Source organism: Flexivirga sp., assembly GCF_035551235.1.
Taxonomy (GTDB): Bacteria; Actinomycetota; Actinomycetes; order Actinomycetales; family Dermatophilaceae; genus Flexivirga.
Genome location: NZ_DASZNO010000012.1, coordinates 14,816 through 35,963, shown reverse-complemented (window position 1 = coordinate 35,963; position 21,148 = coordinate 14,816). Strand labels below are relative to the sequence as shown.

Genomic DNA, 21,148 nt, shown 5'->3' with positions numbered 1-21,148 from the left:
GAACACCCACCCAGGAGATGTGACATGACAGAACGCTTCGACTTCGGCGCCACAGCCGGGGATGCCTTCCGGGCCTGCCTGGCGTTGCCCAAGTACGTGAAGAGCTGCGACCTCGACTGGGGACTGCAGGAGCTGATCAAGATCCGAGCGTCGATGGTCAATGGGTGCGCCACGTGCATCGACGGCCACACGGCCGACGCCGCGGCGCACGGCGAGACCCTGCGCCGGATCGCCAGCCTTGCTGCCTGGAAGGAAGCAGCCTGCTACAGCGCCAAGGAACGTGCCGCGCTCGCGTTCACCGACGAGATGACGCTGATCAGCCAGGGCGGTGTCTCCGATGCCGTCTGGGACGAGATGACACAGCACTTCTCGGACCGGGAGATCGCGGATGTCATGGCGGCGGTCATCGCGATCAACGTCTTCAACCGGCTCACCATCACGACGCACCAGCTCCCGGAGGACCTCCGCGCACCGGCCCGGGCGTCGTGATCGGGCCTGCTGATGGTGCGCGGCCGGATCAGGTCTCGGAGGTCAGCGGACACGGCAACTCCGCGGTGATGTGGGTGCCCCGGTCGACCGGGCTGTCGATCCGCAATGTGCCGCCGAGGACCGCCACGCGGTCCTGCAATCCGGTCAGCCCGAACCCGCCGCTGGGATGAGCGTTACCGATCCCGTCATCATCGACCTCGAGCAGGAGCACGCCGTCCCGGTCCATGAGTCGTGTCCTGATGTGCCGGGCGTGAGCATGTCGTGCCGCGTTGTTGAGCGCCTCCGCGATCACGAAGTACGCAGTTGCCTGAACGGCTTCGGGCAGATTCCCGTTCACGGACATCTCCAGCTTCGTCGGCACCGGCATCCGGTCCACGAGATCCTCGATGGCAGGCCCCAGACCCTGCTCGATCAGCGGAGCCGGCATCACCGCGTAGACGAGATCACGCAGCCCTGCTGCCGCGTGGTCGATACGCCAGCGGAGGCGTTCGGCAGCCTGCGTCCGCTCCTCCGGCGTGGTGGTGTGCTCGGCAGCCGCGAGGCGCTGCGCCTCCACGGACAGCAGCACCAACTCCGCCTGCAGCCCGTCGTGCAGGTTCTGGGCGATGCGGCGTCGTTCCCGGTCACTCGCCTCGACGATCCGTGCCCGGGACTGCTGCAACGCACGCCGGCTCGCCCGCAGCTGAACGGTCAGCCGCTGTTGGTCGACGGCGATGGCGATCACCCGTCCTGCCGACCTGACCAGCTCCTGATCGGCGATCAGGTTCTCGTCGTAGAAGATCGCGCCCACCCGATGCCCGCCGACGCGGATCTCTGCCGGGCCGTGCGCGGTGTCCGTCCGGGCTGGGTCGAGGGCACGACCCTCGGCGTCGACATATCCACCACCATCGCCCAGCCAGTAGGACAGCTGCACCGAGTCGTCGCCGAGCGCCTTGGCGAGTGCCGCGTTCAGATCGGGTCGATCGCCGACCGGGCTGCCGAGCCACTCGCCGAGCTGTTCCAGTTCCGCGGTGCGGGCGAATCCGCCTCGCATCATTGCCAATGCGAACAATATCGGCGCCATGACCAGCAACCCGAGCTGAGTCGCATCGGACGCGACGTCGCCGAATTGTGTTGTGAAACGGGAGAGTTCAGGGACCAGTGGCACGACGAGGACGACCGCGACGCCATACAGGTAAAGCGGGCCGAGCACGCCGCGCCGCGCGGACGCGCGACGGAACCTCACGGACAGGATGACTGCCGTGATGACCATGACGCACATGCCGGTACCGATCTGGACCCATGACCCGATCGTCACCAGCCGGGGCCGGTCGGCGACCGCGAGCATGCCGTGGGGACTGGCGTCCGGTGACCACAGGTAGAGCGGGATCTGCAGCACGAGACAGACGGCATACCCGGCGATGACGGTCCACCGTGCCAGCGCGGACCGCAGCCAGCCGGACGGAAAGACGAGCAGCAGGTGCACGATCACCGCAAGAGGCAGGGTCGCGGTCACCACGCCGACGGCCGCCAGCACCGGACGAGCGGAGAACGCCAGCGCGTTGAGCAGCCAGATCACGGCGCCCATCACCATGATCAGGCCGAGTCGGTTGCTCGGTCGCCGCCACCAGGCGATGAGTCCGGAGGCCGCGTAGACCAGGCCCCCGGCGACGGTCGACACAGCCACACCCACGAGCGGACCATCGATTCCGGCGAAGGTCGCGATCTCGACGGCCGCAACCAGCAGAACGGTTGCGGAGAGTATGACGAGCGCCGAGTCGAGCGACCTCACGATCGATGGCTGATGCGCGGTCCGAGCACGCGGCATGGCCGAAGCTTCCCACAGGCGACATGCGTTCTCGGGCCGATCACGGGTATCTTGCAGCGCCCGCTTCCACGCGAAAAGCCACGTACCGGACCTAGGTCTATGGACCCGGGCGCGCAGCCCTGACGACGATGGGGGAATGGCGCCAATCGCCTGTGCCGACTGAGGTTTGGCGTGCGGCGCCGCTCAGCCGCACACCAAGGAGCGCCTCATGGCCGACGTGCAGACCCTGCCCCCAACGACCGTCACAGACTTGCGTCACCAGGTCAGCGGTCCGGTGTTCGTTCGCGGAGATGCCGAATTGGCGGACGAGGTCGCCTGCTTCAACACCAACGGTGGCGTGCACGACCCCGCCATCGTGGTCGGCGCTGCCAATCCCGACGACGTGTCCGCCGCGGTGCGATTCGCCGCCGAGCACGGGCTGCCGGTGCGGGTCCAGGCGACGGGACATGGTCCCGGCCCGCGTGCCAAGAACGGGATGATCGTGTCGACCGAGCGGCTGACCACGGTGCAGCTGGACCCGACAGCGCGACGGGTGACGCTCGGTGCCGGCTGCCAGTGGCATCGGATCGTCACCGCAGCAGCGCCGTTCGGCCTGGCTCCCATCACCGGTTCCTCGGTGACCGTCGGTGCGGTCGGGCACACCATGGGCGGCGGTATCGGCCCGCTGATCCGCAGCCACGGCTTCTCCTCCGACTGGGCCCGCGGCTTTCGGCTCGTCACCGCGAACGGCCAGATCCTCACCGTCGATGCGCGCACGCACCCCGACCTCTTCTGGGCGTTGCGCGGAGGCAAGGGCGGGTTCGGCATCGTCACCGAGATGACTCTCGAACTGCCGCACATCCCCGTCCTGTATGCCGGAAGACTGGTCTTCGAAGGTGCGGCCAACATCGAGGCGGCCCTGCGTGCCTGGGTGTCGTGGTTGCCGTCGGCGGCGGACGATGTCTCGACCTCCGTCGCACTGGCTCCGGCGCACGGTCCCGACGCGGCCGGCGGCCAGCGGCTGCACCTGCGATTCGTCTACCCGGGCCCGGCAGCTGATGGCGCCCGGCTGGTCGCCCCGTTGCGCGGCGCGGCGCCGACGGTGCAGGACACCGTCCGTGAGATGCCGCTGGCCGAGGTCCATTCGATCCATGGGGATCCGGTGGATCCGTTGCCACTGCAGTCGTTCTGCACGGAGTTGACCGGCATCGACCAGGATTTCGCGTCCGCGTTCCTCGCTCGCGTCGGACCCCGGACGGAGGCGCCGTTCGCCGAGTCGGAGATCCGTCACCTGGGCGGAGTCGCCGCGCAGGACGTCGTCGATCCCGGGGCGGTCGGCGGCCGCGGTGGTGCCCTGATGCTTCGGCTGGTCATCGAGGACCCGACTGTCGCGCCGCGGGCGAGTGAGATCGCCGCCGGACTCTTTGCCGACGCCGGTGCCCGAAAATTCAGCACCACCAACGTCAATTTCGCCGGCAGCATGTCGAAGCGGCCCGCGTTCGAGCGCTCGTGGCCGGAGCCGATGCGCCGGCAGCTGGCCGAGGTCCGTGCGGCATACGACCCGGACGGACTGTTCCCGTTCGGTCCGGCGCCGGTGCAGGACGCACCACCGCAGGCGGCCGTGCCGCCGGTGCCCGAGGCGCCGACCATCCGGCCGCGCCGGATCTTCGACGTGCGCCGGTGGTTCGGGCGCCATACCGGTCAGCCGTTGAGGTAGCGCACGACGGCCAGCACGCGCCGGTGATCGTCGGCGCAGTCGGGCAGGCCGAGCTGGTCGTAGATGTGGGACACATGGCCGACGACGGCCTTGTCGCTGATGAACAGGGCACGCGCTATCGCGGCGTTGCTGCGCCCCTCGGCCATGGCTGCGAGCACTTCCTGCTGCCGGGCGGTGAGCCGGCCGACCGCTTCCTTGTCGGTGCGTGCCCGGCTGAGCATCAGCGCGGCGACCTCCGGGTCGAGCGCCGTTCCGCCCGCGCACACGCGCTCCAGATCAGCGCAGAACGTGGGTATGTCGCCGATGCGTTGCTTGAGCAGGTAGCCGACACCGGCCGGATTGTCGCCGATCAGGTCCATCGCGTAACTCCGTTGCAGGTGTTGCGAGACCACGACGACGCCGACGCGCGGCATCATCGTCCGGATCCGCACGGCCACCCGTAGCCCGTCGTCGGTGCGGTGCGGGGGCATCCGGATGTCGGTCACCACCAGGTCGGGAACGTGCTCGAGGGTCAGCGCCAGCAGGCCGGGTGCGTCCACGGCGCTCCCCACGATGTCGAACCCGGCCTGCTGCAGCACCAGTGCCAGGCCCTCCCGAAGCAGCGTCTCATCCTCGGCGATCACGCAGCGCCGGCTGCCTCGAGGTTCGTCCCGTAGCGCTTCGACCTGGTCGGGCATCGGCTGATCTTCCTGTCCTCGGGGCGCGGCCCGGAGTCATGCGGGCGGCCCCACGGCGGACCGGCACCTCTGAGACCAATGTAGGCCGGAGACCCATTGCGAGTGAGCAGAACGGATTTCGCCGAATACGGGACCTAGGTCCATTCCCTCCTGCTCCCGGTTCGGCATACGTTCTTGGCTGAGGGACCGGTGAGGGAGCCGATCCCGGCCGACACCGTGGTGCCGCAATTCCAGGTCGTCAGCTCCGTGCCGCAGGAGCGGGCGGTGCGGCACTGCAGCGAAGCTCACGGCGAACTGCGCCGACGTCGACGACGGCGGGCAGTTCGCTGTGAGCGGCGGTTCCGTCGCCGGTGTCGTTGCCCGGCGCTAGCTTCGGTGCATGATCACCACGCTCGCCGTCAGTGGCTACCGCTCGCTGCGGGACGTCGTGGTGCCGCTCAGCCGGATCACGGCGGTCACCGGCGGCAACGGCAGCGGCAAGTCGTCGCTCTATCGCGCACTGCGGTTGCTGGCGCAGTGCGGGGAAGGACAGGTCGTCGGCACGCTCGCCAGAGAGGGCGGGTTGCAGTCTGCGCTGTGGGCCGGGCCGGAGTCGCTGTCCGGGGCACGCCGCGGCGCTCCGGTCGAAGGCACCGTCCGCAAGGGACCCATCAGCCTCCGAATGGGTTATGCCAGTGAGGAATTCGGCTATCTCGTCGACCTCGGTCTGCCGCAGCCGACCGGGTTGCCCACTGCGTTCCAGCGAGACCCGCACATCAAGCGCGAGCTGATCTTCGCCGGGCCGGTCATGCGTCCGGCGACGGTGTCGGTGCGTCGACGGCGCGGTTCGGTGCAGGTGCGCGACGGGCGCGCATGGGCGGACGTGAGCGACGGGCTCGCGCCATACCGGAGCGTGCTGGGGGAGTATGCCGACCGGCAGGTCGCGCCGGAGGTCTTCGCGGTGCGTTCGGCCATCCGTTCATGGCGCTTCTACGACGGCTTCCGCGTCGATGCCGACGCACCGGCGCGCCGCCCGCAGGTCGGCACCCGCACGCCTGTCCTGTCCGGTGACGGATCGGACCTCGCGGCGGCCGTGCAGACGATCCTGGAGAGTGGTTTCGGCGACCTGGAGCGGACCGTCGCCGACGCGTTCGACGGTGCCGTTCCGCAGGTGCTGATCGCGGACGGGATGTTCGACGTGGCGATCGCGCAACCGGACATGCTGCGCCCGTTGCGTGCCGCTGAACTCTCCGACGGCACGTTGCGCTACCTGCTGCTGGCGACGGCTCTGCTGACGGTCGAGCCGCCGCCCCTGATGGTGCTCAACGAGCCGGAGACCTCGTTGCACCCGTCGCTGATCCCGCCGCTGGCCAGGCTGATCCGGCAGGCGGCCCAACGGTCCCAGGTCGTGGTCGTGTCGCACTCCCGTGTCCTGATCGAGGCGCTGCGCGCCGGCGCTGACGAGGACGACGACCTGCTTGGCGAGGTGGTGCTCGCCAAGGATCTCGGCGAGACCGTGGTCGAGGACCAGGGCCTGTTGACCCGCCCGCCGTGGGAGTGGGGTTCGCGTTGAATCGCCGCCGGTAACCGCCGCGCACCGTGGTGATGCAGACTGACAGGTATGGCTGACGAACAGACCGGAGTGACGGTGACCGGAGTCGGATCCGTGCGCGTGCCGACGACCGAGGCCGCGGTGCGGCTGCGGATCGAGAGCCGGCAGCCGCAGCCGGGCGCGGCGCTCCGCGAAGCGGGTGCCGCCGTCACCAGGGCCGTCGACGTGCTGCGCGCCGTGGGCGTCCCCGACACCGACGTGCGCACCGAGACGGTGAGTGTGTCGCCCAACAAGGTCTGGTCCGAGGACACCGAGCAGATCCGTGGGTATGACGCACAGCAGACCGTCCGGGTCCGGGTCGCCGACCTGGCGTTGTTGGACCAGTTGCTGGGGGAGTTGGTCGAAGCGTGCGGCACGGCCCTGCAGGTCGACGACGTCTCGCTGTCCGGCGATGCAACCGAGAGCGCGCTCGCCGAAGCGCGCCAGGAGGCGGTGGAGCACGCCCACGCGAAGGCCACGGACTATGCCCGCCTGACCGGCCGATCGCTCGGTCGTGCCGAGTCCGTCGTCGAGCTCGGGGGAGTGTTCCGCCCGCCGCCACCGCGTGGCCGGCCGATGGCCGCCGGTCTGGCGCCGATGCCCGTTGCGCAGGGCGAGGACAACTCGACCGTGTCCGTTCAGATCCATTGGAGCTTCGAGTGATTCGCGCCGCTGGTCAGGCGAAGGGATAGCGCCGGACCAGAGCCGGAAGGGCGCGTTCGGCCCGCTTCGACACACCGCCATCAAGCGGCGAAACGTCCACTGCGGCAGCGCCTTTGGCAGGCTTGCGGCGCCAGGTGGCCACTGCCGCACCACCGTCCAGCAGCACCGCCTTGAACATGCCGTTGCCGCCGGGCACCACCTGCTCCATGTGCTGCCTGGCCAAGGTCGGTGTGCGGTCGGCATACCCGAGCAGGATCTCGTCGAAGGCCGGCGTGAGCAGTGGTCGGAGCGTCGCCGACTGGTGTTCCTCCCATGCGGCAACCGTCTCCGGAGCCGCGAAGTAGGACCTGTCGTCCACCACCAACTCGACCAGTTGCGCGCGCACCGCATCCCACACCGGTCCGAGGTCGCGCTGCAGCAGGCCGCTCCACCACCGGAAGTCGGCGATCGTCGCCGGGCCATGCGACCGGAAGTACCGCAGTGCCCAATCGGCAACATTCGCAGCGCGATCCACTGGCGCGGAGGCGGGGATCCACTCGTCGAACAGAACGAAGCGCTGTTGCTTCCCGACCACCGGGCCCAGGACCAGCCTCGCCTGCAGGCACAGTGCCGACAGCAGGTGCGCGCCCCGCTGCCCGTCGGTGGCGATGCCGCTGCCACGCCATACGTCGAAGATGCCGGCACGATCCAGTCCGGTGCCGTGCAGGTGCGGCTCGAGCGCGTCGAGCGCGCCGTCCACGTCCCGCTGCGTGATGCCGAGCTCCTCGTGGCGACGCCTGGCGGCGCGCAGGGTCGGCTCGCCGTTCAGCGCCAGCATCCAGCGCAGGTCCTCGGCAGCGACGAGGTGCAGCGTGCCGCGCATCGGCCAGGACCGCGCGATCTCGCCCGCATTGAGTGCGGCGTCCACGTCGTCGACCGCACATCCGGCGCGCAGTGCAACGGCGGATCGCCCGGACCGGAAGTCCTGTGCCTGCAGGCAGGTCAGCCGGCGGACAGCGCCGACCGGGCTCGAGCTCGTGGCCGGCACCAGCTGCTGGGCGAGGAGGCGGAGCCGACCGACGTACCGACGTGCGCCTGTGGCCTTCAGGACGGTGCGTTCGGTCATGCCATCAGACTAGGAGCGGCAGCGGACCCGAACAGTCCGTTACTGCACGGCTTCCGCGCTGATGGTGAAGTCCTGTGCGCGCAGTCGCTCGACGAGCACCGTGCCGAGCGCGGTGGCGGGGGTCAGCACCCCACCGTTCAGGCCCTCGGGCAGGGGGCACTCGTCCCGGGAGACCGCAAGGCACAGAGCGCTCTCGCCGAGCATCACTGCGGTCGCCTTGTAGCCCGGGTCGCCTTGTGCCGCAACGACACTCGTGTATGACGCTCCGGTGGTGGTCGTCGTCCGCAAGGTCGCCTTGAAGTATCCGGCGTCGCGGGACTTCTCGTCCGGGCCGTCGCCCGGCGAGGGAAGGACGCGGTCGACCACGGGACGCAGCAGCGGCACCGACATCGCGCCGAAGCCGAGACCGAGCCCGCCGGCCATGGCGTAGGCCATCAGCCGGCCGCGGATACCGCGGCCGGTGCGCTGGACCTCGCGGTAGCGGAACGACCTGCCGTAGCCGTGCCCCTGCAACGCGTTGCTCCGCCGGACGATGCGGGTGTTGAACGTCGCCATCACGAACGGCCCGGTCCAGGCGTCGATCTCCTCGGCATACCGGACGCTTGCGCTGTCCCGCCATTCGCCGCTCGGCTCGGCGGCGCGGTCGGGGCTGAGCGCGAACTTGTCGAGAGCGACCTTCCGCTTGTCCTTGTCGGCGCGGACCTCGTCGAGCTGGATCATCGCGGATGCCACCGTGCCGCCGCTGACGCCGCCCTTCATCGCCATGTAGAGAGTGGTGTCGCCGAGGTCCCCGGCGCCGTCCGCGTGGACCTTCTCGGACAGCACGAAGGCGCCCAGATCCGATGGCACCGAGTCGAATCCGCACGAGTGCACGATGCGTGCGCCGGTGCCGTTCGCGAGTTCCTGGAAGCGATCGATCGATTCGCGGACGAAGAGGACCTCTCCGGTCAGGTCGACGTAGTCGGTGCCCGCGGTGGCGCACGCCTCGACGAGCGGCAGCCCGTATTTCGCGTAGGGGCCGACGGTGCTGATCACGACGCGCGCGCTCTCGGCGAGCGTCTGCAGGGATGCCGTGTCCGACGAATCCGCAACCAGCACAGGCCAGTCCGCCGCTCGCCCGGGAAGCGCGTCGCGGACCGCCTCCAGCTTCGCGCGCGTGCGTCCTGCCAGTGCCACGCGCACGCCGTCGGGTGTATGGCGGGCGAGGTACTCGGCGGTCAGCGTGCCGACGAATCCGGTCGCGCCGAAGAGGACGATGTCGTGTTCGCGGTTACCCATGAGTACGACTGTAGGGGCGAGCCCGACAGGTCAGGCCAGCGGCAGGTCCGACTGTGTCACTCGCGTGGCCCGATCGTGCACGTTGATCAGTTGCGCCTCGAGCGCATCCGGTGGAACTCCGTACGTCCCTCGTAGCCGGCAGGTGGCGTATCCCGCTGTGGCTGCTTGATATTCGCTGAGCCACCGGGCGGCGGCAGCGCCTTCGTCCGCTGAGTCCGGCGGCCACACGTGCTTGGGGGCCCGCAGCCCGCACCGCCAGGGCTTCGGCGTGAGCCGCGCACGGCAGGTGTTGTACTTCCGGCACAGGTGGACGTAGATCTGGTCGGTGCCGAGTTGTTCGAAGAGAGCGACCGCCTCCGGCGACTTGGGCTCGAGGCGCGACCCGGTCACGATGACGCGGAACCCACCGAACGTCTCGTAGGCACGGACTCCCAGGGCCGGATGCGCTGCCGCGAAATCCTGTATGACGCGCAGCGCCTGCACCTTGGGGTCGTTGTCCTCGTCGCCGGTCTTCCTGCCGCCGAACAGTTTTCGCAGGGATCGATGGACCTTGTGGACGTTGGCCACGTCGACGTCAGCGATCAGCAGCCGGTCGGTGCCGAGCACGTCGGCGCCATACCGATTGCGCGACACGACGGCGGCCAGCGCGCCATCGGAGTCGACGATCTCGCGCAGCGTCTCCTCACGGGGTGGCGCCCAGCCGTACGATCCGCGCCTGTCCCGCGCGAGGCCGTGGTGAATCACCTTGAGGCTGTGGGCGAGTCGCTCGTTGGCGACCGCCAGCGCTTCGTCGGCCGACTGCGTCGACCAGCCCCACGCGGAGATCAGCCCCTTCTGCGCGCTGCGCCAGTACTTCGGGAGCGGCTCCATGGTGGTGCAGCCTATGACGCCATACGCACATAAATGCCGAGTGACGGCTTCTTCGGCGAGTGACGGTCGGATGGGACCGTCACTCGCTGAGGAAGCCGTCACTCGGCGGAGTGTGAGCGGCGGTGGGCCGGATCAGAGCAAGGACCAGGCCTCGGTGAGGACACCACGCAGCTTCTGCTCGATCTCGTCGAACTCGGTCTGCCCGATGATCAGCGGCGGCGCCAGCTGCACGACCGGGTCGCCACGGTCGTCCGCGCGGCAGTAGAGGCCGGCGTCATACAGGGCCTTGGACAGGAAGCCGTAAAGCACGCGCTCGGACTCCTCGTCGGAGAACGTCTCGCGGGTCTCCTTGTCCTTGACCAGCTCGATGCCGTAGAAGAACCCGTCCCCACGGACATCGCCGACGATCGGCAGATCGGTGAGCTTCTCCAGGGTGGTGCGGAACTTCGGGGCGTTCTCGTGCACGTGCTGGTTCAGGCCCTCCTTCTCGAAGACGTCGAGGTTGGCCATCGCCACCGCGGCCGACACCGGGTGACCGCCGAAGGTGTAGCCGTGCGGGAACATCGTGCTGCCGTGCTTGAACGGCTCGAACAGCCGGTCGCTGGCGATCATCGCGCCGATGGGGGAGTAGCCCGACGACATACCCTTCGCACAGGTGATGATGTCCGGCGTGTAGCCGTAGTCCTTGCACGCGAACATCTCGCCGATGCGACCGAAGGCGCAGATCGTCTCGTCCGAAACCAGCAGCACGTCGTACTCGTCGCAGATCTCGCGGACCCGCTCGAAGTATCCGGGCGGCGGGGGGAAGCAGCCGCCGGCGTTCTGCACCGGCTCGAGGAAGACGGCGGCAACGGTGTCGGGACCCTCGAACTCGATGGCCTCGGCGATCCGGTCGGCGGCCCAGCGGCCGAAGGCCTTCGGGTCGTCGCGCAGCTCCGGCTGGGCGCGGTAGAGGTTGGTGTTGGGCACCTTGAACGCACCGGGGACCAGCGGCTCGAACATCTCCTTGAGCGGCGGCAGGCCGGTGATCGACAGTGCGCCCTGCGGTGTGCCGTGGTAGGCGACGGCGCGGCTGATCACCTTGTGCTTGCCGGGCTTGCCGGTCAGCTTGAAGTAGTGCTTCGCGAGCTTCCAGGCCGACTCGACCGCCTCGCCACCACCGGTGGTGAAGAAGACGCGGTTGAGGTCACCGGGTGCGTATGACGCGAGCCGCTCGGCCAGGTCGATCGCGGGGCGGTGCGCGTAGGACCAGATCGGGAAGAACGCGAGTTCCTTGGCCTGTGCGGCAGCGGCCTCCGCGAGTTCCGTGCGGCCGTGGCCGACCTGCACGGTGAACAGGCCGGACAGGCCGTCAAGGTACTTGCGCCCCTGGTCGTCCCAGATGTACGCACCCTCACCCTTGACGATCGTCGGTATGGCGAGCCCGCGCCCACCCTGATCGGTGGGCTCGAAGTCCGACTGCCGGGTGAAGTGACCCCACAGGTGGTCACGGGCGGCCTCGCTGCGAGGCGTGCCCGCAGGAGTCAGGTTGTCGGATTGTGTTGTGGGAGTGGTCATCTCGTTCCCCAGTCGTATCGTTGTTTGGCGAGTTTCAGGTAGACGAAGGTTTCGGTCTCGGTGACACCGTCGATGGTGCGGATCTGGGCGGTGAGCAGGTCGAGCAGGTGCTCGTCATCGACGCAGACGACCTCGACGAGCAGGTCGAACCTGCCGGCCGTGAGGACGACGTAGGCGACCTCGGGCAGCTCGCTCAGTGCCTTCTGCACCGGCTTCATGTCGCCCCGGACGGTCACCCCGATCATCGCCTGGCGGTCGAAGCCGACCTGTGCCGGATCGGTCACCGCGACGATCTGCAGCACGTCGGAGTCGAGCAGTCGCTGCACGCGCTGGCGCACCGCAGCCTCTGACAGGCCGATCTCGCGGGCGATCGCGGAGTAGGCCACCCGGCCGTCGGTCTGCAGCCGAGCGATGATCGCCTTCGAGACGTCGTCGAGCGTGGCACCCGTCACACTGCGATTAGTCTCAAGCATGGCAGCATTTTGACACGATATTCGAAGGAGATCAAGTAATTATCCACGAATTCCATCGCAGGTTGCCCGGGAAGGCTATGCTTTACCCATGGCGTTGAGCGCATTTGACCTGTATTCCGTGGGGATCGGTCCGTCGTCGTCCCACACCGTCGGACCGATGCGCGCGGCGAAGACCTTCATAGACGGGCTGGTGGCCGGCGGGCAGTTGGATTCGGTATGCCGGGTGCGGTCCCAACTGTTCGGGTCGCTCGGTGCCACCGGACACGGCCACGGCTCCGACAAGGCCGTCGTGCTCGGCCTGCAGGGCGAGGACCCCGAGACCGTCGACACGGAAACCACCGACGCCCGTATCGGAGAGGCGCGCTCGCGTCATACCTTGCTGTTGAACGGCACCCGGTCGGTCGACTGGGACCCGGACGCCGACCTGGTCATGCACCGGCGCAAGTCGTTGCCGGCGCACCCCAACGGCATGCAGTTCGATGCGTATGACGCGCAGGGCGAGGTCGTCGCGTCACACATCTACTACTCCGTCGGCGGCGGCTTCGTGGTCAACGAGGAGGCCGCCGGCGCGGACCGGGTCGTCCTGGATGACACGAAGGTCGAGTTGCCCTTCACCACCGGCGCCGAGCTCCTCGCCACATGTGAGCGCGAGGGCTGCACCGTCGCCGAGCTGATGATGCGCAACGAGCTCGCCTGGCGATCCGCCGACGAGGTGCGCAGCGGGCTGCTGCATCTCTGGTCCGTCATGCGTGACTGCGTGCAGGCCGGTATCGGGCACGAGGGCACACTGCCCGGCGGGCTGCGGGTGCCGCGCCGCGCGCCGGAACTCTACCGCGAACTCACCAAGGGTGCGCTGCGCGACGATCCGCTGCGCGTCATGGACTGGGTCAACCTCTACGCGCTGGCCGTCAACGAGGAGAACGCCTCCGGCGGTCGCATCGTGACGGCGCCGACCAACGGCGCGGCCGGGATCATCCCGGCGGTCCTGCACTACTACGTCAACTTCGTGCCGGATGCGGATGACGACGGCATCGTCCGATTCCTGTTGACCGCAGCGGCGATCGGCATCCTGTTCAAGGAGAACGCCTCGATCTCCGGCGCGGAGGTCGGCTGCCAGGGCGAGGTCGGGTCCGCGTGCGCGATGGCCGCTGGCGGCCTGGCCGAAGTCATGGGCGGCACGCCGACCCGTGTCGAGAACGCCGCCGAGATCGGCATCGAGCACAATCTCGGACTGACCTGTGACCCGGTCGGCGGCCTCGTGCAGATCCCGTGCATCGAGCGCAACGCGATCGCGAGCGTGAAGGCGATCAACGCGGCGCGCCTCGCGGTCAACGGAACCGGCGTGCACACGGTGAGCCTGGACAAGGCGATCAAGACCATGCGCGACACCGGACGCGACATGTCGATCAAATACAAGGAAACCGCCCGTGGCGGCCTGGCCGTGAATGTGATCGAGTGCTAACAGGGCCAAGCGGATTGAGTAGCGGAGGAGCGAAGCGGGGGAGCGAAGCGAAACTCTGGATCGACGAAGAAGACCAAGAGCTGACAACCAAACACAAGGGAGTGTTCGTAAATGACTGACAGCCCGCGCGAGCTGCGCAACTTCATCGGTGGCGCGTATGTCGCGGCCGAGACCGACCGGACGATCGACATCGTCGACCCGTCGAGCGCGAAAGTCGTTGCCAAGTCACCTGTTTCGACGCAGGCGGATGTCGATGCGGCATACACCGCGGCGTCCAAGGGGTTCGCCGAGTGGGGTCAGGTGACGCCCGGTGAGCGGCAGCAGGCGCTGCTGAAGTTCGCCGACGCGATCGAGGCCCGTGCCGATGATTTCGTCAAGCTCGAGGCCGAGAACACCGGCAAGCCCTATGCGCTGACCGCGAGCGAGGAAGTGCCGGTCATGGTCGACCAGCTGCGCTTCTTCGCGGGTGCGGCGCGGATGCTCGAGGGCAAGGCGGCCGGCGAATACATGGCCGGGCACACGTCATTCATCCGTCGTGAGCCGATCGGCGTCGTCGGCCAGGTGACCCCCTGGAACTACCCGATGATGATGGCGATGTGGAAGATCGCCCCGGCGCTTGCCGCGGGCAACGCCGTGGTGCTCAAGCCGAGCGACACCACCCCGGAGACCACACTGCTGATGGCGGAGCTGGCCTCGGAGTTCCTGCCGGCCGGCACGTTCAACGTCATCACCGGTGACCGCGAGACCGGCCGGATGCTGGTGGAGCACCCGACTCCGCAGCTGGTCGCGATCACCGGGTCGATCCGCGCGGGCATCCAGGTCGCCGACTCGGCCGCCAAGGACCTCAAGCGCGTGCACCTGGAGCTGGGCGGCAAAGCTCCGGTCATCGTCTTCGACGACGCCGACATCGAGGCCGCGATCGAGGGCATCGGCACGGCCGGATACTTCAACGCCGGCCAGGACTGCACTGCTGCGACCCGGGTGCTCGCGGCCCCCGGCATACACGACGACTTCGTCGCCGCACTTGCCGAATTCGCAAAGAACAACGCCAAACTCGGTATGCCGGACAGCGAGGACGCGCTGCTCGGACCGGTCAACAACGCCAACCAGCTCAAGCACGTGACCGGGTTCCTCGACCGGCTGCCGGACAACGCGAACATCGCGGCGGGCGGTCATCGCGCGAGCGGTTTCGGCGACGGTTTCTTCATCGAGCCGACGGTCGTCTCCGGCCTGCAGCAGACCGACGAGGCGGTGCAGAACGAGATCTTCGGACCGGTCATCACCGTGCAGCGATTCACCGACGAGCAGGCCGCGATCGCCTGGGCCAACGACGTGCCCTACGGCCTGGCGTCCTCGGTGTGGACCAAGGACTTCGGCCGGGCGATGCGCGTGTCCAAGGCACTCGACTTCGGCTGCGTCTGGATCAACACGCACATCCCGCTGGTCGCCGAGATGCCGCACGGCGGCTTCAAGCACAGCGGCTACGGCAAGGACCTGTCCCTCTACGGCTTCGAGGACTACACGCGCGTGAAGCACGTGATGGCCAACATCGAGGTCTGAGCTGACCCAGCCCCTTTTGCCGAGAGGACACCATCGGCATCGAGAGGACACGAAATCCGGCGTGTGAATGCCCGGATTTCGTGTCCTCTCAGTATGTTTGGTGTCCTCTCGGCGAGAAGGCGGGTCGGGGTCAGGCGGGTCGGGGTCAGGAGAGGGCGGCGCCGAGCGCGAGACCGAGGAACGCCGCGAGCAGCGAAACCGCCACGGTGGCAACGGCATAGCGGCTGCTCTCGGTCCTGCCGGTCGTCAGCCACAGTCTGGTCGTCTCGACGGATGCGGTGCTGAACGTCGTGAAGCCGCCGCAGAAGCCGGTGCCGAGCGCAACCTTCGCGGTCGGCGACAGCCAGCCCGCATGATGGGTGAGCGCGCCGGTGAGGACACCGAGCAGGAACGAGCCGACCACGTTGATGAGGAACGTGCCGACGGGGAAGGACCCGCGCACCCGGCGCCGTACCTCGGCATCGACGACGAAGCGCGTGACGGCTCCCGCGCCGCCGCACAGCGCAATCAATAGTGTTGTCAAGCGATTTCACCGACTCGGACGAACGCCTTCGCGGCCCGTATGCCGAGCCAGGCGGCGACCGCACCGACCACGACGGTGGCGACGACATACCCGGCGGCCGGCAGCCAGGAGAGCTTGGTCGTCTCCACCATGAAGGTGCTGTATGTCGTGAAGCCGCCCATCACACCGGTGCCGACGCCGAGCCGCAGCAGCCGGCGTATGCCGCGGTCCTCGCCCGATCGGACCAGACCTTCGAGCAGCACACCGAGCAGGAATGCTCCGATCACGTTGATGCAGAACGTCGTCCACGGCCAAGCACCCGCGGCTGTCGGGAACGCATCACCGAGTAGGGCGCGTGCCGCGGTGCCGCAGGCACCACCGACGAAGACGACGCCGAGGAGCAGCGGGTCGCGATGGGCGTGAGCGGTTGCGGTGCGGCGGCGAGTGGACGTCAGTGCCACGGCAGTCCGTCCGACCAGTCGACGACCTGGAGGGGCACCACGATGACCGGGCGGTGCTGGTGATGGGAGAGCCGCACCGACACCGAGCCGCTGAGGAACTCCCGCATCGGATGCTTGCCCAAACGCGTGCCGACCACGAAGCACGCCGCATCGACGGCACGGGCGAGATGGGTGAGCGCTCGGTCCGGCCGGCCAGCGAGGTAGTGGAAATGCCACGGGACGCTGCTGTCCCCGAGCACCTCGCGGAGCTGCTCGTGGATCGTCTCCGCCGTGACCTGCCACTGCTCGTCGGCATCATCCGGGTCGATCGGTGCGTGCCGGACGTTCCCGTCGGGGTGTTCCTCCACGACATACCGCGACTGGTCGGCGAAGCCGAAGTGGATGGACGGTGCGCCGGCGGCGCGAGCCAGCGTCACTGCGGTGAGCGCAACGAGCGGTGGCTGGTTCGGCATGACACCCACGACGATCGGGTGGGCGTGGAAGTCCACCATGCGATCGGGACTGGGCTGGGGAGGCTGCGGCGGCATACGTCTGACTCTCCGTGTGGGCCGGTGGGCAGCACGACCTACCCACGTTCAGGATAAGGGGATTTCGACTACCCCGTGGTAACCCCTGCGGCGCAATCGTGCACGAGCGCCCGGCGTAGCGTGTCGGCATGCGCATCGAACATGTCGGGTTCGACCCGGACTTCGTCGACTACCAGGCCGCGTGGGACCTGCAGCGTGCGGTGCACGCTCGCGTGGTCGCCGGTGAGCAGGAGGACACCACGCTGCTGCTCGAGCACGCGCGGGTCTACACCGCCGGCAAGCGGACCGAGCCGCACGAGCGGCCGTTCGACGGCACCCCGGTCATCGACGTCGACCGCGGCGGCAAGATCACCTGGCACGGCCCGGGGCAGCTGACCGGTTATCCGATCGTCCGACTGCCGGATCCGGTCGACGTCGTCGGCCACGTGCGGCGCCTCGAGCAGCTGATGATGGACGTGTGTGGTGACCTCGGGCTGTCGACGATTCGCGTCGAGGGCCGCAGTGGCGTGTGGCTGCCGGCCGACGGGGCGAAGCCCGAGCGCAAGCTGGGCCAGATCGGCATCCGGGTGAGCCGGGACGTGACCATGCACGGCTTCGCGCTCAACTGTGATTGTGACCTGTCCTGGGCGAATGTCATTGTCCCGTGCGGCATTCCGGACGCCGGCATCACGTCGCTGACAGAAGAACTCGGCCGCGACGTGAGTGTTGCCGAGGTGCTGCCCTTCATCGAAAAGCGCCTGCCTTCGGTGGTTGAGTAGGCGGAGGAGCGGAGCGGGAGAGCCGTATCGAAACCCGTGGGCTGAGCTCACCGGAACGGGTCGTATGGCGCCAGGTCGACGCCCGGGTCACGGCCGACGGCGAGGGCCGCGGCGACCGACCCGACATACGGGCCCATCATCAGTCCGTTGGCGCCGAGCCCGTTCGCGATGATCAGGCCGGCCAGCTGCGGTGCGACTCCCAGCAACGGCTCGTTGTCGGGGCTGACCGGGCGGAAGCCGACTCGTGCCTCGAGGAACCCGGCGTCGCCCAGGCCGGGCGCCACCCGCAGGGCCTCCGAGAGCACCTCGTGGAGTCCCGCGGCGGTCAGCCGGTGATCGAAGCCGGCGCCCGCCTCGCGGGTCGCCCCGACGACGATGCGGTCATCGAAGCTGAGCAGGTAGTGGTCCGAGATCGGCAGGATCATCGGCCAGTCGCGGGTGTCCGCACCGGGCAGCTCCAGGTGCACGATCTGCCCGCGCATCGCGGACACCGGCGAATGCAGACCCAGCGGTTCGAGCAACTGCGGTGACCACACGCCGGATGCGTCGATGACGGCGTCCGCGCTGATGAACTCGCCGTCGAGCTCGATCCCCTCGACGGCGTCCCCGGCTCGGATGCGGGCCCGCCCGAGGGCGATCGTCGCTCCGCGCGAGCGTGCGGCGGACCAGAGCGCTTCCCGCAGCTGTCGGCCGTCCAGGCGCGCAGCGCCCGGAATGCGGATGGCGGGGCCGTCGTGCCGCACCAGCGGGTGCAGCGCCCGCACCGCCGGCCCGCCGATCACCTCGACGGCACCGGCGATCTCCGACCCGGCCGCACGTTGTCGCACCGTCGCGAACGCGGCGTCGACCTCCTCGTCCGTCGTCAGCTGCAGGGCACCGACCTGCCGGTAGCCGAAGTCCGTCTCGCCGTCCTCGGCCAGGTGCCGACGCAGTTGCGTGTAGTAATCGGCGCCGGCCGCCGCGAGCCGGTACCAGTCCTGATTGTGCTGCCGGGACGACCACGGGCAGATGATGCCCGCGCCGGCGGACGTGGCCCGCCCCTCGAGCTCGGCGTCGACGAGCGTGACCTCGACACCCTGGCGCGCGAGCTGGTAGGTGGCCGATGCTCCGACCACACCGCCGCCGATCACGACGACTGTCATCCGCATACTCCGTTCACTGGTCGGACACAGGGATTTCCGGTCCCGAACCATCCTCGCGCAGTGGGTGCGCAGCAGCCGGATTTCGCGGCGACGCCGCGCCGATCGGAATGCTCCGGGGCCTCCCTTTATGCTGATCCCGCCCCTCAGTCCACTCGACGAAAGCCAGATTTGTGACGCTGTCCGTTCGTGCCTGCACCGCATCCGAGTTCCTCGACACGGTCCACCAGGCCGGCAAGACCGTGCCCGTCGAGCAGTCGCCCGAGTGGGCGCAGTACGACTCCGTGCTGCCCGGCCGTGAGCACTGGCGCTACCTGGTCGTGGACGATGGTGCGACGCCGATGGCGGCGATCAGCCTGACCTCGTTCGCGGGCCGGTTCCTGGAGCAGCTGTGGGCCAAGCACGGGCCGATCTGGCTCGACGACGCGCGCACGCCGGAGCGCGAGCGTGCGTTGCGGGACGCCCTTGCGTCATACATCCGAGCGGAGCGGCCGAACGCCGCCGTGCTGCGGTTGCACACCGTGCATCCGGGCGATGACCTGACCGACCCGCTGATCGCGATCTTCTACGACCGCACGATCGTCCTCGACCTGACCAAGGACGAGGACCAGTTGCTCTCGGAGATGTCGCAGAGCGGGCGCCGCAACATCCGCAAGGCGATGAAGAACGACGAGCTCGTCTTCACCGATGACACTGCGATCAGTGAGCAGGAGTTCACCGACGTCATCTACCCGATCTTCGAGGAGACAGGCAGGAGAGGCGATTTCGTGCTGCGCCCGCCTGCCTTCTACTACGAGATGCTGCGGCAGCTCGGCCCGGAGGTCTGTCGCCTCTACACCGTGCGGCACCACGGCACGGTTGTCTCCTGGGCGCTCGTCACCGTGTATGACGGCGAGGTCGACTACTACTTCGCGGCGTCGTCGGCCGAGGCACGCAAGCTGCTCGCGGCATACCTGATGGCCTGGGGCACGATGCGTGCGACCAAGGCGGAGGGTGCGACCTTCTTCGACTTCCTCGGCTGTGGCTCGGACCGCTCGCCCTACCTGGACACGCTCAACGAGTTCAAGCTGGCCTTCGCCAAGAAGGGCATGATCGACGCGCCCGGCCCGTGGGACGTCGTGCTGCGCCCGAACGTGTTGCGCGCCTACCACGCTCAGCGCAAGGCGATCGCGGGCGTCGGCCGCGCCAAGCAGACCGCGCGGGCGATCGTCGGGGGAGTGCCGCGGTCGAAGTCGGACGCGGTCAACCTGGCCGACACCGCGGCCGGCAAGCTCGCCGGGGCGGTGACCCGTGCGCCGCAGCAGCCGACCGCGGCGCCGAAGGTGCTGCCGGTCGTGCTCGACTTCACGCTGTCGGGTTACGCCCTGGCCCGGGCCTTCCACGAGCGGTACGGGCTCACCAGCGTCGCGGTCGTGCCGTTCACCACGGGTGCCATCTCGGACTCGTCGATCATCCCTGAGGTGCGCGAGGTCGGCCTGGACGGTGTGCACAACTACGACCTCATCCTGCGCGAGATCCGCAGGCTGGCGACCGAAAACCCTGGGCTGACAATCATTCCGCTCACCAACCACGACGGCATCGTGCAGGCGCTGTCCGCCAAGCGGACCACGCTCGGCAAGAACGTCGTCGTCCCGCACGAGTCGCCGGAGATGTTGCAGCGCGTCTCGAACAAGCACGAGTTCAACCAGCTGTGTGCGGACGCCGGTGTGCCGACGCCGCGCACCGTAGTGCTCGACTTCGCCGACGGCCGCCCCAGCGCTGGCGAGCTCGACCTCCCGTGGCCGCTGATCGTGAAGCCGGCCGACTCCGGGCACTTCGCGGCACTGCGTATGCCGGGCAAGAAGAAGCTCTACCAGGTCGCCGACCAGAGCCAGCTCGACGAGTTGCTGGACCAACTGCAGACCGCGGGATATGACGGCAAGCTGCTCGCCCAGGAGTTCATCCCCGGCACCGACCTGCTGTCGGTCACGCTCTACCGTGCGAAGGACGGCCGGATCACGCTCGCGCGTGCCTCCGAGGTGCTGATGCAGGATCCGCGTCCGGCATACCTCGGTATTCCTGACGTGCAGGTCGTGGCGCCGCTGGAGGACGCCATCGAGCTGGGCTCGAAGATCCTGACCGAGGCCGATTACCACGGTTTCGCCAACCTCGACGCGATCCGTGACCCCCGCGACGGCAAGGTCGTCTTCTTCGAGATCAATCCGCGCTACGGCCGCAACTGCTACTACGCGACGGCGTCCGGCGCCAATGTCGCCGAGCAGCTCGTCGCGGATCTGATCGACGAAAAGCCAGTGACTGCAGGCGATCTCGAAGGCGAGCTGCTTTACACGACGCTGCCGGTGAAGTTCGTCGAGCAGACGCTCGGTGGCTCCGCGGCGCACCGGGTTCGCGCGGCCGCGGCGGCCGGTCGGGTCGCCGATCCGCTGAAGTATGCCGGGGAGCGCAACCCGAAGCACCGTGCCTACGCCACGCTCGCCGCGCTGCACCACCGCAAGGCGTACCAGGGGCAGTCGGTCACCCTGAACGTGGAGGACGTTCGGTAACTCGCCGATTG

Annotated in this window: 19 protein-coding genes; 8 read left to right on the top strand and 11 right to left on the bottom strand. The window is 68.5% G+C overall.

From position 1 onward, the window contains the following. Nucleotides 1-24: 24 nt before the first annotated feature. Nucleotides 25-489, top strand: coding sequence for a carboxymuconolactone decarboxylase family protein (locus VG502_RS02425; protein ID WP_325548343.1), 465 nt, complete (start codon nucleotides 25-27; stop codon nucleotides 487-489). 28 nt (nucleotides 490-517) lie between these two features. Here the strand turns inward: VG502_RS02425 and VG502_RS02420 are convergent, their stop codons facing one another. Further along, a complete protein-coding gene (locus tag VG502_RS02420; protein ID WP_325548341.1) occupies nucleotides 518-2,260 on the bottom strand; it encodes a sensor histidine kinase in 1,743 nt (580 codons plus the stop codon). A 244-nt stretch (nucleotides 2,261-2,504) separates the two neighbouring features. Here VG502_RS02420 and VG502_RS02415 point away from each other — a divergent pair, with 244 nt between their 5' ends. Then, a complete protein-coding gene (locus VG502_RS02415; protein WP_325548339.1) occupies nucleotides 2,505-3,992 on the top strand; it encodes an FAD-binding oxidoreductase in 1,488 nt (495 codons plus the stop codon). Here VG502_RS02415 and VG502_RS02410 read toward each other — a convergent pair. Next, nucleotides 3,977-4,669 (bottom strand): response regulator transcription factor, encoded by a 693-nt coding sequence (locus VG502_RS02410; protein ID WP_325548337.1) that lies wholly within the window; start codon nucleotides 4,667-4,669, stop codon nucleotides 3,977-3,979. The two genes, VG502_RS02415 and VG502_RS02410, sit on opposite strands and share 16 nt — an antisense overlap. Nucleotides 4,670-5,048: 379 nt before the next feature. Between VG502_RS02410 and VG502_RS02405 the strand changes: the two genes are divergently transcribed. Next, nucleotides 5,049-6,221 (top strand): AAA family ATPase, encoded by a 1,173-nt coding sequence (locus tag VG502_RS02405; RefSeq protein WP_325548335.1) that lies wholly within the window; start codon nucleotides 5,049-5,051, stop codon nucleotides 6,219-6,221. A gap of 48 nt (nucleotides 6,222-6,269) precedes the next feature. Beyond that, complete coding sequence (locus VG502_RS02400; protein WP_325548333.1) at nucleotides 6,270-6,902, top strand: SIMPL domain-containing protein; 633 nt, start codon at nucleotides 6,270-6,272, stop codon at nucleotides 6,900-6,902. Between the two features lie 13 nt (nucleotides 6,903-6,915). On the opposite strand, the gene VG502_RS02395 is transcribed toward VG502_RS02400, so the two are convergent. The 5 genes from VG502_RS02395 to VG502_RS02375 all read right to left on the bottom strand — a co-directional run bounded on the left by VG502_RS02395 (nucleotide 6,916) and on the right by VG502_RS02375 (nucleotide 12,185). After that, entirely contained in the window at nucleotides 6,916-8,007 is a 1,092-nt protein-coding gene (locus VG502_RS02395) for a winged helix DNA-binding domain-containing protein (RefSeq protein ID WP_325548331.1), read from the bottom strand. A gap of 39 nt (nucleotides 8,008-8,046) precedes the next feature. Next, on the bottom strand, nucleotides 8,047-9,285 hold the full coding sequence (locus tag VG502_RS02390; protein ID WP_325548329.1) for a saccharopine dehydrogenase family protein: 1,239 nt from the start codon (nucleotides 9,283-9,285) through the stop codon (nucleotides 8,047-8,049). A gap of 30 nt (nucleotides 9,286-9,315) precedes the next feature. Further along, nucleotides 9,316-10,155, bottom strand: coding sequence for a hypothetical protein (locus tag VG502_RS02385; protein ID WP_325548328.1), 840 nt, complete (start codon nucleotides 10,153-10,155; stop codon nucleotides 9,316-9,318). A gap of 132 nt (nucleotides 10,156-10,287) precedes the next feature. Beyond that, nucleotides 10,288-11,712 (bottom strand): aspartate aminotransferase family protein, encoded by a 1,425-nt coding sequence (locus VG502_RS02380; RefSeq protein WP_325548326.1) that lies wholly within the window; start codon nucleotides 11,710-11,712, stop codon nucleotides 10,288-10,290. Continuing rightward, nucleotides 11,709-12,185 (bottom strand): Lrp/AsnC family transcriptional regulator, encoded by a 477-nt coding sequence (locus tag VG502_RS02375; RefSeq protein ID WP_325548324.1) that lies wholly within the window; start codon nucleotides 12,183-12,185, stop codon nucleotides 11,709-11,711. Before VG502_RS02375 ends, VG502_RS02380 begins: the two co-directional genes overlap by 4 nt. Before the next feature lie 88 nt (nucleotides 12,186-12,273). Here VG502_RS02375 and VG502_RS02370 point away from each other — a divergent pair, with 88 nt between their 5' ends. After that, nucleotides 12,274-13,647: an L-serine ammonia-lyase gene (locus tag VG502_RS02370; RefSeq protein ID WP_325548323.1), complete on the top strand. Its 1,374-nt coding sequence runs from the start codon at nucleotides 12,274-12,276 to the stop codon at nucleotides 13,645-13,647. Nucleotides 13,648-13,758: 111 nt separating this feature from the next. After that, nucleotides 13,759-15,207, top strand: a complete 1,449-nt coding sequence (locus VG502_RS02365) for a gamma-aminobutyraldehyde dehydrogenase (RefSeq protein ID WP_325548321.1) — start codon at nucleotides 13,759-13,761, stop codon at nucleotides 15,205-15,207. Nucleotides 15,208-15,352: 145 nt separating this feature from the next. Here the strand turns inward: VG502_RS02365 and crcB are convergent, their stop codons facing one another. Genes crcB through VG502_RS02350 form a run of 3 tightly spaced genes read right to left on the bottom strand, consistent with a single transcriptional unit; the run spans nucleotide 15,353 to nucleotide 16,697 of the window. After that, on the bottom strand, nucleotides 15,353-15,730 hold the full coding sequence (crcB, locus tag VG502_RS02360; RefSeq protein WP_325548319.1) for a fluoride efflux transporter CrcB: 378 nt from the start codon (nucleotides 15,728-15,730) through the stop codon (nucleotides 15,353-15,355). Continuing rightward, the gene (locus VG502_RS02355; protein ID WP_325548318.1) at nucleotides 15,727-16,170 is read right to left on the bottom strand and encodes a FluC/FEX family fluoride channel; all 444 of its coding nucleotides are present in this window, start codon (nucleotides 16,168-16,170) and stop codon (nucleotides 15,727-15,729) included. Before VG502_RS02355 ends, crcB begins: the two co-directional genes overlap by 4 nt. Beyond that, nucleotides 16,161-16,697 (bottom strand): universal stress protein, encoded by a 537-nt coding sequence (locus tag VG502_RS02350; RefSeq protein ID WP_325548316.1) that lies wholly within the window; start codon nucleotides 16,695-16,697, stop codon nucleotides 16,161-16,163. The genes VG502_RS02355 and VG502_RS02350 overlap by 10 nt, the downstream gene beginning before the upstream one ends. 128 nt (nucleotides 16,698-16,825) lie before the next feature. Here VG502_RS02350 and lipB point away from each other — a divergent pair, with 128 nt between their 5' ends. Continuing rightward, complete coding sequence (lipB, locus tag VG502_RS02345; protein WP_325548314.1) at nucleotides 16,826-17,455, top strand: lipoyl(octanoyl) transferase LipB; 630 nt, start codon at nucleotides 16,826-16,828, stop codon at nucleotides 17,453-17,455. 47 nt (nucleotides 17,456-17,502) lie between these two features. Here lipB and VG502_RS02340 read toward each other — a convergent pair whose 3' ends face one another. Next, complete coding sequence (locus VG502_RS02340) at nucleotides 17,503-18,597, bottom strand: NAD(P)/FAD-dependent oxidoreductase (protein WP_325548312.1); 1,095 nt, start codon at nucleotides 18,595-18,597, stop codon at nucleotides 17,503-17,505. A 170-nt stretch (nucleotides 18,598-18,767) separates the two neighbouring features. On the opposite strand from VG502_RS02340, the gene VG502_RS02335 reads away from it, so the two are divergent. Beyond that, on the top strand, nucleotides 18,768-21,137 hold the full coding sequence (locus VG502_RS02335; protein ID WP_325548310.1) for a GNAT family N-acetyltransferase: 2,370 nt from the start codon (nucleotides 18,768-18,770) through the stop codon (nucleotides 21,135-21,137). Nucleotides 21,138-21,148: the final 11 nt, after the last annotated feature.

Excerpts from the sequence above, each read along its gene's own strand:
- VG502_RS02425 (WP_325548343.1), top strand. The coding sequence starts at position 25 with ATGACAGAACGCTTCGACTTCGGCGCCACAGCCGGGGATGCCTTCCGG.
- VG502_RS02415 (WP_325548339.1), top strand. The coding sequence starts at position 2,505 with ATGGCCGACGTGCAGACCCTGCCCCCAACGACCGTCACAGACTTGCGT.
- VG502_RS02410 (WP_325548337.1), bottom strand. The coding sequence starts at position 4,669 with ATGCCCGACCAGGTCGAAGCGCTACGGGACGAACCTCGAGGCAGCCGG.
- VG502_RS02405 (WP_325548335.1), top strand. The coding sequence starts at position 5,049 with ATGATCACCACGCTCGCCGTCAGTGGCTACCGCTCGCTGCGGGACGTC.
- VG502_RS02400 (WP_325548333.1), top strand. The coding sequence starts at position 6,270 with ATGGCTGACGAACAGACCGGAGTGACGGTGACCGGAGTCGGATCCGTG.
- VG502_RS02395 (WP_325548331.1), bottom strand. The coding sequence starts at position 8,007 with ATGACCGAACGCACCGTCCTGAAGGCCACAGGCGCACGTCGGTACGTC.
- VG502_RS02390 (WP_325548329.1), bottom strand. The coding sequence starts at position 9,285 with ATGGGTAACCGCGAACACGACATCGTCCTCTTCGGCGCGACCGGATTC.
- VG502_RS02385 (WP_325548328.1), bottom strand. The coding sequence starts at position 10,155 with ATGGAGCCGCTCCCGAAGTACTGGCGCAGCGCGCAGAAGGGGCTGATC.
- VG502_RS02380 (WP_325548326.1), bottom strand. The coding sequence starts at position 11,712 with ATGACCACTCCCACAACACAATCCGACAACCTGACTCCTGCGGGCACG.
- VG502_RS02375 (WP_325548324.1), bottom strand. The coding sequence starts at position 12,185 with ATGCTTGAGACTAATCGCAGTGTGACGGGTGCCACGCTCGACGACGTC.
- VG502_RS02370 (WP_325548323.1), top strand. The coding sequence starts at position 12,274 with ATGGCGTTGAGCGCATTTGACCTGTATTCCGTGGGGATCGGTCCGTCG.
- VG502_RS02365 (WP_325548321.1), top strand. The coding sequence starts at position 13,759 with ATGACTGACAGCCCGCGCGAGCTGCGCAACTTCATCGGTGGCGCGTAT.
- VG502_RS02350 (WP_325548316.1), bottom strand. The coding sequence starts at position 16,697 with ATGCCGCCGCAGCCTCCCCAGCCCAGTCCCGATCGCATGGTGGACTTC.
- lipB (WP_325548314.1), top strand. The coding sequence starts at position 16,826 with ATGCGCATCGAACATGTCGGGTTCGACCCGGACTTCGTCGACTACCAG.
- VG502_RS02340 (WP_325548312.1), bottom strand. The coding sequence starts at position 18,597 with ATGACAGTCGTCGTGATCGGCGGCGGTGTGGTCGGAGCATCGGCCACC.